Here is an 11,135-nt window from a genome sequence, read left to right as displayed (position 1 = left end):
CCTGACCTCGATCAAATCTCCTGTTACAGCAGTGACAACCGCCTGCTCCTCGATCATTTCCCCGCCGGATTGTGTCTGGCACTGCGCAGAAATGTCTTGAGGGTATCAATCGGAGCTTCGCCGACAACTGTCAGCTTGTAACCATCGACCTTGGTAGAAAGAATACCAACGCCTCCAACACTGGTCTGACGGCTACCCAGGCCACCACTACCGTTCTCTATGTAGAGAGAGAGACGTGTTATACCGTCCGAAAACACAAAATGCTCACGAGCCTGTCCACCAGGTTCCGTGTGACTGTAGAGTTCAATAATGAAGCCGGCAGGAATTCCCTCGAAGCTCCAGTCTCCATCATATTCGACCGCTTCGACAGGTGTCTCACTGACCTCCTGCGGCTGCGTGTCCATTTCCGAAATTTCAATTGTCGTAAACATCATTTGGGAAATGGTGGCGCCCTTGCGATTCACCACGACCCGTCTCAACGGCAGCGCTGTCTCTTTATCAAGATAAAGCCTGTGCCCGTAACGAAAAGAGTCCATCGGCATGACTGCAACCTGTGTTACCGGGCGGCCTGCAACACGCTCATCACCAATAACCTCGATACGGTAGAGGCTTGCGAGGCGCTCGGGGTCAAATGATGCAAGTGTTGGTAAATGTGAACGCCTGCGTTCTGATACAGAGGGCTTTTCTTTGTCCGGGGTTAAGCGGGTGATAGTGTAATCGTCGCGGATAATTTCACGATTCGGACCGGTCAGGGTCGACAGGTGTTCCTTTTCAAAACCTTCTCTGACGGTATGCACGATATGCATGGCATTGAGAACTTCGCCGGTCTGATAGACGAAATCACCTTCGTAGTTGAGATTACGCACGGTATGCGTCATGCGATCGAGAAGTGTTGTTGCCTCGTCTTGTGCAACTGCCGGGGTAAAAAGCAGGAGGAGCAGGAGAGTCAGTGCGTGACTGATTATGATACGTGGCATAAACGAAGGATCGATGGAAAGTTTCAGAATCCCTCGTAACCTACCATGGTTGCCAGGGGTAAACCAGCACCAAGTGAACCCCTCGAGACCAGGCTCTCGTGTTCTTCAAGATAGATCTCGAGTTCACGCCTGTCAGGGCGTAGCTGCTCTGCACCAGCCGGAGCAGAAACTGTTGTGGGCGCCATCACGACTGCAGGGGTATTGCCACTATCTGCTACAAATGCAGGGCCCTGCACGTTTGTTGAAAGGGAGTTAACGCCAAAAATGACCGCAGCTGCAACACCTGCAGCAAGTGCCCCGCCAGAGGCAAAGCGCTTGATACCCTGTGAAACCCCACCCTTTATCGCAGCCGGTGCGAGAATAACAGGCTCGTCTGCCAGCTGATTGTGGATGCTCTCGAAAAGATCTGCGTGGTTGATTTCAGCCGTTTCGCCGTTTAGGCAGGCGCGAACGGTCTGGTACCTGGCTAGTGTTGCTTTCGTCTCCTGTCGGGTCAGCAAGCTGTCGATCAGCTGCTTGCCATCCTTGTACGAAATTTCACCATCAAGCAGAGCAGAGAGTTGTTCCGGATCAGGATTTGTCATTTTCTTCATATTCTCTTTGACTTACGGATTCAATAAAGGTTTCAAACTGTTATCAATTGCTTCACGTGCCCTGAAAATGCGTGAACGCACGGTGCCGACCGGGCATGCCATGGTTTCTGCAATCTCTTCGTAGGACATGCCATCAATCTCGCGCAGTGTTATCGCTGTTCGCAGCTCTTCAGGCAACGAGTTAATGGCCTTCCATACCGCCGCCTCAACCTCGTCACGCATGAGGTGGTCTTCCGGCCGCGCGCTCTCCTTGAGGCGTCCGCCAACATCGAGTTGCTCGGCTACCTCGGCATCTACATCCGATCCCGGCGGTCTCCGTGACTGGGAGACAAGGTGATTTTTAGCCGTATTGATCGATATCCGGTAGAGCCATGTATAAAAGGCGCTGTCACCGCGGAACTTGGGCAGTGCGCGGTATGCCTTGATAAAGGACTCCTGCACCACGTCCAGCACATCAGCCTGCTCACGTACATATCGTGAAACAACCGCTGCAACCTTTTGCTGGTATTTCAGTACCAGCAGGTCAAAGGCACGCTTGTCACCACGCTGCGCACGCTGTACCAGTTCCAGATCACTCTCTTCAGCCATAGAGCGGGCTCCATGGCTCCGTCTTGCTCAAATTTCCCGATTTAAAATGGGACAATGAAGACGCGGTGAAGTTCATAAATAGTTGCATCAATATCCAGTTCGGCTAGCATCATATGTATATTCTATCTTTAAATGCACAACAAATGCCCTCTTCCCGTTTTAATCATGATGTATTAATCATCGGCAGCGGTGCCGCAGGACTCAGTCTTGCGCTGCGGCTGGATCACAAACTGCGTATCGCCGTAATTGCCAAGCGCGAGCTTGAGGAGGGCAATACTTTCTATGCGCAGGGCGGTATCTCCGCGGTTCTTGACGAGGAGGACTCGATTGAATCACATGTGCGCGACACCTTGGTTGCCGGGGCTGGCCTGTGCGAAGAGTCGGTGGTGCGGGACACCGTTAAACGCGGTCCCGAAAATATTCAGTGGCTACTGGACAATGGTGTGCGTTTCACACGCGAGGATGAGAAAAACCCCCGTTCCGAATTCCATCTCACGCGCGAAGGCGGGCACAGTCACCGACGTGTTATCCACTCGGCCGATTCAACCGGCCAGGAAGTTGAACTCACCCTCGTTTCGCAGGCAAAAAAATGCGGCAACATCGACCTGTTCGAAGACCATATCGCTATTGACCTGATTACCAGTTCACGCGGCAGCAAGGCAAAACGCATTCTCGGCTGCTACATCCTTGATGTCGGTAACGACAGGGTCGAAACCTACGCCGCACCGGTGGTGGTCCTTGCCTCCGGCGGTGCCAACAAGGCGTATCTCTATACCAGCAACCCGGATGTCACCACGGGTGACGGCGTCGCCATGGCATGGCGTGCAGGTTGCCGTGTTGCCAACATGGAGTTCATCCAGTTTCATCCGACCTGTCTCTACCATCCACATGCCAAGTCCTTCCTCATCACCGAGGCGCTACGTGGTGAAGGGGCAACACTGCACCTGCCGAATGGAGAGCGATTCATGCCGGCATTCGATGAACGTGCCGAACTCGCGCCTCGCGATATTGTTGCACGTGCCATCGACCACGAAATGAAACGCCTCGGTGCCGACTGCGTTTACCTTGATATTACCCACAAGCCGGCCAGTTTCATCAGGGAGCACTTCCCCACTATTCATGAGCGCTGTCTTGAATTTGGTATCGATATCACTCGCGAACGCATTCCGGTGGTTCCTGCCGCACACTACACCTGTGGCGGAGTCATGACTGACAAGTCGGCACACACCGACATTCCCGGTCTCTATGCAATTGGTGAGACAGCCTATACCGGGCTGCATGGCGCTAACCGCATGGCAAGCAACTCACTGCTGGAGTGCCTCGTATTTGGCCAGATTGCGGCCCAGAATATCGAAAAACAGATCACCGAAATTGAATCCATTGATGAAATCAAGCCGTGGGATGAAAGTCGCGTGTCGGATTCAGACGAACGCGTTGTCGTCTCGCACAACTGGGACGAACTTAGGCGCTTCATGTGGGACTATGTCGGTATCGTTCGCTCCAACAAGCGTCTCGAACGCGCCAAGCGCCGCGCCAACCTGTTGCGTCATGAGATTGATGAGTACTACAGCAACTTTCGTGTCAACAACGACCTGCTGGAACTGCGTAACCTGGTTGAAGTGTCAGACCTGATTATCCGCTCGGCTCAACTGCGCAAAGAGAGTCGTGGCCTTCACTACACCATCGACTTCCCCAATAAAGACAAGCACCAGAAAAAACCGACCGTACTCATTCCAAACAACTACTACCCGGCTATCGAGGAGTAACGCCCTACTCTTCCTGTTTGATTGTCTCGCGGTAAGCATGCCAGCTGGCATGTCCGATGAGCGGAAAAATGACAAACATGCCGAGACCCATGGTGACGATTCCAAGCAGAATCAGGCCAACAATCAGGATAGCCCACACCAGCATCGCCAGCTTGTTGTTGAGCACAGCATTGATGCTGGTCAAAGCACTGGTAATTGCATCAGTATTCCTGTCCAGCATCAGCGGCAGGGAAAATGCACTGGTGACAAAAACCAGTGAAGCAAAAAAACTGCCAACGATGGAGCCAACGGCAAGGAATTCCAGCCAACCTTCGATGCCTATGTCGTCACTAATGGGAAAGAAAACGAGCACCATCGAGGCAGCGCGTGCCCAGATCAGCAGGATCAACACAAACAACATCTCATTGCGCATGTGCTTGCTGCTCTCTTTGATACAATAGCCGAAGCGCGGTTCCAAACCCAGTTCGATCTGTCGGCTGATCGAGTAAAGGCCAAAAGCGAGTACCGGCCCTGTCAGCAGGGCGCCAATGCCGATAGTAAACAGCATGGTGGTATGACCACCCTGATACACCAGCCAAAAGACCAGTGCAGCAATCAGGACGATCACAGCGCCATAGGTCACGCTGAAAACAGGTGCGCGTTTGATATCCGCCCACCCCTTGGCTAACCACTCAAAAGGAGCACGGACACTGATTGAATTTGCCGAGATGAGAAGCGGCCTGATCTCCTCACCGTTTTCGTCCCTCTCTACTACTACTTCTTTATCTTTATCCAACTCCTCCCTCCTTATCGCTGCTATTGTGTGCAGCTTGTTTTTTTAACACTGCAGAGGACCTTACAGAGCACCTGAACATGCAAAGCAGCAGAAGGGAGTCGTTAGTCATTACCCGGCAAACCGGCCAATGAACAGGGACGATCGACTGATGACTAATTTTGCAGAATCTGACTCAGGAACAGCTTGGTACGATCCGACTGCGGATTGTTGAAAAACTCGTCCGGTTCATTCTCCTCGATGATCTCGCCGCCATCCATAAAGATCACACGATTGGCAACCGTCTTGGCAAAACCCATTTCATGAGTGACACAAATCATGGTCATACCGGTCTCAGCAAGGCTGACCATGGTATCCAGCACTTCCTTGATCATCTCCGGGTCCAGCGCCGAGGTCGGTTCATCAAAGAGCATGATATTAGGGTTCATGCACAGACTACGTGCAATCGCCACGCGCTGCTGCTGGCCACCGGAAAGCTGTCCGGGATATTTCTTGGCCTGCTCCGGGATCTTGACCTTCTCGAGATACTCCATTGCAGCATCCTCGGCTTCCCTGCGCGGCATCTTGCGTACCCAGATAGGTGCCAAACAGCAGTTCTCCAGCACCGTCAGATGCGGAAACAGGTTGAAGTGCTGAAACACCATGCCAACTTCACTGCGAATTGCGTCGATATGTTTCACATCGTCAGTCAACTCGGTGCCGTCGATGGTGATCTGGCCACGTTGATGCTCCTCGAGACGGTTGAGACAGCGAATCAGGGTCGATTTTCCCGAACCCGACGGTCCACAGATTACGATGCGCTCCCCCTTGCGTACTGTCAGGTCAATATTCTTCAGGACGTGAAATTCACCGTACCATTTGTGAACATCCTTGAGTTCGATCATCACCTTGTCAGAAATCTCAAGGTTAGCTTTTTTTGCGTTTTCTTCAGACATACTCTTAATCCTTATCAGTTTCTCGCATGAGAGGTTTCCAGCTTGCGCTCAAGCGACATGCTGTAACGCGACATACCGAAACAGAAAATCCAGAAAATCAGTGCGGCAAATACATAACCCTCGATCTCGAAGCCGAGCCACTTGGCGTCCTGTGACGCACTCTGGATCATGGAGAGAAGATCGAAGAGGCCGATAATCAATACCAGGGTGGTATCCTTGAACAGCGCAATGAAGGTGTTAACGATACCGGGTATAACCAGCTTCAGCGCCTGTGGAAGGATAATCAGCCCCATACTCTCCCAGTAACTCAGACCAAGCGCCTTGGCCGCCTCATACTGCCCCTTCGGAATGGCCTGTAGACCACTTCGAACAACCTCAGCCATGTAGGCAGACTGGAACAACACGATACCGATCATCGCACGCAGCAGCTTGTCAAAGTTCATTCCCTCAGGAAGAAATAGTGGCAGCATCACGGAGGACATGAAAAGCACGGTAATCAGTGGAACACCACGCCAGAACTCGATAAAAACAACGCATACCGATTTGACGATGGGCATATTGGAACGCCGCCCAAGTGCCAGCAGAATTCCCAGTGGCAAGGCTGCGACGATACCGACAAACGAGAGCACCAGGGTCAGGAACAGTCCACCCCACATATTCGTCTCAACCAACTCCAGCCCGAACGAACCGCCGGAGAAGAGGATGAATGCGATGAAGGGAAAACCGAACAGGATGAAAGCGCCCAAATACGCCTTGTGCTTAAAGCCCTTGATAAACATTGGAATCATCAGGGCAACAAAGAGTCCGGCCGCAACCGAAACACGCCATACCTCGGCATCCGGGTAGAGCCCCACCATGAACTGCTTGAAACGCACACTGACAAAAACCCAGCAGGCGCCGCCACTGGTACAGGCATCGCGTGAATCACCGAACCAGTCGGCACTGAATATTGCCCAGTCCAGCAATGGCGGAACATAGAGATAGAGAAAATAGAGTGCCGCCAATGTCATGGCAGCATCTAGCGGGGAAGGAAACAGGTTCCTTCTGAACCAGCCTATGACACCGACATTGGTAATCGGTGCAGGCAGATCAGGCTGTGGTACAAATTTAGACATATTATCTCTCCACCAACTGCTTGCGCTTGTTGTACCAGTTCATGTAGAAGGAGATCAGCAGGCTCAGCGTCAGGTAGACCCCCATGGTCATTGCGATCACCTCGACCGCCTGTCCCGTCTGGTTCAGTGTCGTGCCTGCGAATACTGCAACAAGGTCGGGATAACCGACTGCCGTCGCAAGTGACGAGTTCTTCGTCAGGTTGAGATACTGGCTGGTGAGCTGCGGAATGATCACGCGCATCGCCTGCGGAATGATTATCAGGCGCAGTGTCGGGGCATTACGCAGGCCCAGTGCATGCGCTGCTTCCGTCTGGCCATGACTGACCGAGAGAATACCCGAGCGCACGATCTCGGCAATAAAGGAAGCCGTATAGATGCTCAGTGCCAGCAGCAGTGCTGCCCACTCAGGGATAATCACCATACCGCCCTTGAAGTTAAAACCCTTAAGGACCGGAAGATCCCATGCCAGTGGTGTACCGGAGAGCAGGAACACAATTGCCGGCAGACCGATAATCAGGCCGACCCCAGCCCAAACAGTATGAAACTGCTGACCTGTCGTATCCTGGCGCTTATGTGCCCAGCGTGCGATAAAAATCGTGGCAACAATACCAATGGCAAAAGCGATGGCCGTCAACCAGAAACCGGCCTCGGGTACCGGCGCGCCCATGTAGAGACCGCGGTTGTTGAGAAACACCGTCTCACCAATGGTCATGCTCTGCTTGGGACGTGGCAGTTGTGCCAGTACTGCGAAATACCAGAAGAGAATCTGCAGCAGTAGTGGAATATTGCGAAAAGTCTCGATATAAACTGCAGCCAGCCTGCTGACGATCCAGTTTCTCGAGAGACGAGCAACACCGATCAGGAAGCCAAGTATCGTGGCGAGAATAATACCCAGAAAAGAGACCAGCACCGTGTTAAGCAAGCCGACGAGAAATGTACGGCCAAAGGTGTGACTCTCGTTGAATTCGATGAGAGACATAACGATACCGAAACCGGCTTCGTTATTAAGAAAACCAAAACCTGTGCTGATACCGCGCTGTTCCAGGTTATGCAGCGTGTTACCCAGAATCGTCAGTCCGAAGTACAGCAGCACCGCGACCAGTAAAACCTGGAACACCAGTGCACGAAATCCGGGGCGATTCCACAACTTGGCCTTGGCAGGAACAGAAGGCTGTTCAGATGCCATAACTATTTACCCGCTTGAACTAAAGTCATTACAAATGTGGGGGCGACTGCCCCCACACTTGTTTCAGAACACGCGATTAACGAATCGGCGTACCGTACTGCAGACCACCCTTGGTCCACAGGTCGTTGAGACCACGTGCGATTTTCAGCGGGCTATCCATGCCGACATTACGCTCGAACATCTCGCCGTAGTTGCCTACCTGCTTGACGATGTTATAAGCCCATGCGTCATCGAGGTTAAGACCTTCACCCTTGATACCGTCCAGTCCGATGAGACGCTTGACGTTTGGATCAGCGCTGTTCTTTTTCATGTCATCGATATTGGCTGATGACACACCGAGCTCTTCAGCATTGACCTGGGCAATGAGTGACCAGCGAACAACCTTGAACCAGGCATCATCACCCTGACGCACGACAGGACCAAGAGGCTCTTTTGAGACCACCTCGGGCAGTACACCTGCACCTTCAGGGTTTTTAAGCTTGAGACGCAGCGCGTAGAGTTGCGACTGGTCAGATGTCAGTACATCACAACGACCGGCTTCGAATGCCTTGACTGTCTCTTCCGACTTGTCGTAAGTGACAGGAGTGTAGCTCATGCCCTGGGCACGAAAGTAATCAGCCAGGTTCAGCTCAGTGGTGGTACCCGCTTGAATACAGACAGCAGCACCGTCAAGCTCGGTCGCGCTGTTGACACCGAGGTCCTTGTTCACGAGGAAGCCCTGACCATCGTAGTAGTTAACACCGGCAAAGCTGATACCGAGTGAAGAGTCACGTGTCAGCGTCCACGTGGTATTGCGTGACAGCATATCGATTTCGCCAGACTGCAACGCAGTGAAACGCTCCTTGGCAGTAAGGGGAGTGAATTTAACTGCTTTGGCATCACCGAATATTGCAGCTGCAACCGCGCGGCAGCCATCTACGTCAATGCCGGTCCAATTACCCTTGTCGTCAGGAGCAGAGAAACCTGTCAGACCAGTGGTTACACCACACTGGACGAATCCCTTTTTCTTGACTGCATCAAAAGTGGTGCCAGCATTTGCATTCGATGACATGAGAACAGCTGTCGCAATCGCGGCGACAGCGAGGTGGTTTTTCTTCATCATTCCTGTTATCTCCATTCAAGGTGCTGACGGAAAGAAACAGTCAGTAACAGTATTCCAGCCAGCAACTCAGTTTGATGTTTATCTTATTTATATTTCTACCAATAACTTCAATATATCTAAGGTAGACGGCTAGTCTGCCACGATTCGTCATGCAAATGAAAGCCCCTGCCTGAAGATAAGTAACTGCTGATAAAGTGCAGCGACAGTAGCAAAATGTTGGAGTATGATTTTGTGCATAGCAGTACTTCAGGGATTGCCAGGAACAATGCACTCAGGTTATTTGTCAGTTGAAACCCACCCTCAGCACCAGGGCATCATCCGCTTTGACAAGCAACTCTATGCACCACAATTACCGGATGGTAAGGCGGGTGGACATATCTGCTACGTGGCGCGTTTCAACGATATCGATACCGCCATGATGCATGTCCACGATGTACTGCGACATCAACTCGTCGACCTGGACAATCACCTCTACAAGGTTGCAGTTGCTCATGCCATCGCTGCAGTTAAAAGCCGGCAGCTGACACAAAGGGAGACATGGATCGATCCTGAGCTGGACGATGAGACCATGCAAAGCATTGATGCGAGTATCGCCCGACACAAGCAGCGGCAGGCACGCCTGGAGGAGTTGATGAAACTCGTCGGCAAAGCAGCTATCGTGCTGCTGATGGCGGAAGCTGTGATGATGCTGTTCTTCTAGCTCATAAGAGTACCCTTTTCTCTCCACGACATTACCCTCCCCCGCGATCAGTCGATAGCAGGCTATTTTTGCATGCCAGGCATGTACGAAAAAAATATCTGTACATATCTACAAGGTTTGTCATTCAGCTAGTTTATGAAAATATTTCCGGACATTTCCTGAAAAGACCTCTATCCTTAGGGCTATTCAACGGCTTGTTTTGACATTTGGCTTTACTCCACCTGTCAATTTGAATAGGGGTTTTCCGCATGCAATTTTTCTTCCGCTTTCCAGTTATTCTCTCCATAGTTATCGGTTTACAAGCCTGTGGAGGTGGCGGAAGTGTCGGAGGCAGCAGCATACCCACGCCAATCACACAGGGAGATGCCGCCCGCTTTCTTACACAGTCAACTTTCGGGCCGACTCCTGCCGATATTTCTTATCTTCTCTCCCTGGATGACCCTGATCTCGATGATGAACCTTTTCTCCAATGGATAGGAGAGCAGCTCAGCCTTCCGTTTGAAGAAGATGACAAGCATCTTCCTTACGTGCTTCGCCGTGACGATGAGAAACGCGAATTTGACGCGATGGGTGACGTCGACCCGAAACGCGAAACAGGTCATGATCTTTTTCGCCACCAGGCATGGTGGAACTCGGTCATCACGGGGGAACATCAGCTACGCCACAGGTTGGCCTACGCGCTCAGCCAGATCCTGGTGATATCTGATCTCGATCCGAATCTGACAAACGCCCAGTTTGGAATGGCCAGCTATTACGATTTACTCGCAGAGCACGCGTTTGGAAACTACCGAGACTTACTGATAGCAGTCAGTAAACACCCGACCATGGGCAAATTTCTCAGCTCGGTCAACAATGTCGCAGCGGTCGGAAACATCCGTCCGGACGAGAACTACGCACGCGAACTGATGCAACTTTTTTCAATCGGTGTGTTCGAGCTCAATACAGACGGCACACTGAAACTTGATCCGGTCAGCGGTGATCCAATTCCGACCTACGATGAAGATGATATCAAGGAGATGGCAAAAGTCTTCACTGGCTGAAAGATCAATTATGACATGGTTACTGCATTCAATTACATGAGTGTCGAAATGATCATTCCAGATCAGGGCAAGCATGATCAGACGACAAAGGAGATTCTTGGTGGGGTTCCGCTTCCTGCAGGGCAAACTGCACAGCTCGACCTGGAGGGCGCCATTGGCATACTGATGGATCATCCCAACATGGGGCCCTTCATCAGCAAACAACTGATTCAACGACTCGTGACCAGCAACCCGACACCTGCGTATGTTGCACGTGTCGCCGCTGTGTTCAATGACAATGGCAGTAGCGTTAAAGGCGACCTTGCAGCTGTTGTCACAGCAATACTACTTGACAGTGAAGCGCGCCAGGGCCACCTCAATA

Annotated in this window: 10 protein-coding genes and 1 pseudogene; 3 read left to right on the top strand and 8 right to left on the bottom strand. The window is 51.8% G+C overall.

Annotation, left to right across the window (positions count from 1 at the left end; all coding sequences use genetic code 11):
* Nucleotides 1–53 precede the first annotated feature (53 nt).
* The 3 genes from BOW51_RS03160 to rpoE are packed head-to-tail and all read right to left on the bottom strand — an operon-like array spanning nt 54 to nt 2,158.
* The gene (locus BOW51_RS03160; protein WP_078476401.1) at nt 54–977 is read right to left on the bottom strand and encodes a MucB/RseB C-terminal domain-containing protein; all 924 of its coding nucleotides are present in this window, start codon (nt 975–977) and stop codon (nt 54–56) included.
* 23 nt (nt 978–1,000) lie between these two features.
* On the bottom strand, nt 1,001–1,570 hold the full coding sequence (locus BOW51_RS03155) for a sigma-E factor negative regulatory protein (RefSeq protein ID WP_078476400.1): 570 nt from the start codon (nt 1,568–1,570) through the stop codon (nt 1,001–1,003).
* A 12-nt stretch (nt 1,571–1,582) separates the two neighbouring features.
* The gene (rpoE, locus tag BOW51_RS03150) at nt 1,583–2,158 is read right to left on the bottom strand and encodes an RNA polymerase sigma factor RpoE (RefSeq protein WP_078476399.1); all 576 of its coding nucleotides are present in this window, start codon (nt 2,156–2,158) and stop codon (nt 1,583–1,585) included.
* A gap of 143 nt (nt 2,159–2,301) precedes the next feature.
* Here rpoE and nadB point away from each other — a divergent pair, with 143 nt between their 5' ends.
* Complete coding sequence (nadB, locus tag BOW51_RS03145) at nt 2,302–3,924, top strand: L-aspartate oxidase (RefSeq protein ID WP_078476398.1); 1,623 nt, start codon at nt 2,302–2,304, stop codon at nt 3,922–3,924.
* Between the two features lie 4 nt (nt 3,925–3,928).
* On the opposite strand, the gene BOW51_RS03140 is transcribed toward nadB, so the two are convergent.
* The 5 genes from BOW51_RS03140 to BOW51_RS03120 form a co-directional block, all read right to left on the bottom strand.
* Nucleotides 3,929–4,699, bottom strand: a complete 771-nt coding sequence (locus BOW51_RS03140; protein WP_078476397.1) for a DUF2189 domain-containing protein — start codon at nt 4,697–4,699, stop codon at nt 3,929–3,931.
* 152 nt (nt 4,700–4,851) lie between these two features.
* Nucleotides 4,852–5,580 (bottom strand): amino acid ABC transporter ATP-binding protein, encoded by a 729-nt coding sequence (locus tag BOW51_RS03135; protein WP_167367227.1) that lies wholly within the window; start codon nt 5,578–5,580, stop codon nt 4,852–4,854.
* Nucleotides 5,581–5,645: 65 nt separating this feature from the next.
* A complete protein-coding gene (locus tag BOW51_RS03130) occupies nt 5,646–6,746 on the bottom strand; it encodes an amino acid ABC transporter permease (protein WP_078476395.1) in 1,101 nt (366 codons plus the stop codon).
* 1 nt (nt 6,747) lies between these two features.
* Nucleotides 6,748–7,932 (bottom strand): amino acid ABC transporter permease, encoded by a 1,185-nt coding sequence (locus BOW51_RS03125; RefSeq protein WP_078476394.1) that lies wholly within the window; start codon nt 7,930–7,932, stop codon nt 6,748–6,750.
* 76 nt (nt 7,933–8,008) lie between these two features.
* Nucleotides 8,009–9,031, bottom strand: a complete 1,023-nt coding sequence (locus BOW51_RS03120) for an amino acid ABC transporter substrate-binding protein (protein WP_078476402.1) — start codon at nt 9,029–9,031, stop codon at nt 8,009–8,011.
* Between the two features lie 268 nt (nt 9,032–9,299).
* Here BOW51_RS03120 and BOW51_RS03115 point away from each other — a divergent pair, with 268 nt between their 5' ends.
* Entirely contained in the window at nt 9,300–9,734 is a 435-nt protein-coding gene (locus BOW51_RS03115; protein WP_078476393.1) for a hypothetical protein, read from the top strand.
* A 248-nt stretch (nt 9,735–9,982) separates the two neighbouring features.
* Nucleotides 9,983–11,135, top strand: a pseudogene (locus BOW51_RS03110) (DUF1800 domain-containing protein); the annotation flags it as partial.

This window comes from Solemya elarraichensis gill symbiont, assembly GCF_002021095.1.
Classification (GTDB): domain Bacteria; phylum Pseudomonadota; class Gammaproteobacteria; order Chromatiales; family Chromatiaceae.
The sequence above is the reverse complement of the archived record's forward strand: the minus strand, read 5'-3'. Positions and strand labels throughout refer to the sequence as shown.

What these genes read in the sequence shown, in the direction of transcription:
- BOW51_RS03135 (WP_167367227.1), bottom strand. Translation starts at nt 5,580, where the DNA reads ATGATCGAACTCAAGGATGTTCACAAATGGTACGGTGAATTTCACGTC.
- BOW51_RS03130 (WP_078476395.1), bottom strand. Translation starts at nt 6,746, where the DNA reads ATGTCTAAATTTGTACCACAGCCTGATCTGCCTGCACCGATTACCAAT.
- BOW51_RS03160 (WP_078476401.1), bottom strand. Translation starts at nt 977, where the DNA reads ATGCCACGTATCATAATCAGTCACGCACTGACTCTCCTGCTCCTCCTG.
- BOW51_RS03115 (WP_078476393.1), top strand. Translation starts at nt 9,300, where the DNA reads ATGCACTCAGGTTATTTGTCAGTTGAAACCCACCCTCAGCACCAGGGC.
- BOW51_RS03155 (WP_078476400.1), bottom strand. Translation starts at nt 1,570, where the DNA reads ATGAAGAAAATGACAAATCCTGATCCGGAACAACTCTCTGCTCTGCTT.
- nadB (WP_078476398.1), top strand. Translation starts at nt 2,302, where the DNA reads ATGCCCTCTTCCCGTTTTAATCATGATGTATTAATCATCGGCAGCGGT.
- BOW51_RS03125 (WP_078476394.1), bottom strand. Translation starts at nt 7,932, where the DNA reads ATGGCATCTGAACAGCCTTCTGTTCCTGCCAAGGCCAAGTTGTGGAAT.
- BOW51_RS03120 (WP_078476402.1), bottom strand. Translation starts at nt 9,031, where the DNA reads ATGAAGAAAAACCACCTCGCTGTCGCCGCGATTGCGACAGCTGTTCTC.
- rpoE (WP_078476399.1), bottom strand. Translation starts at nt 2,158, where the DNA reads ATGGCTGAAGAGAGTGATCTGGAACTGGTACAGCGTGCGCAGCGTGGT.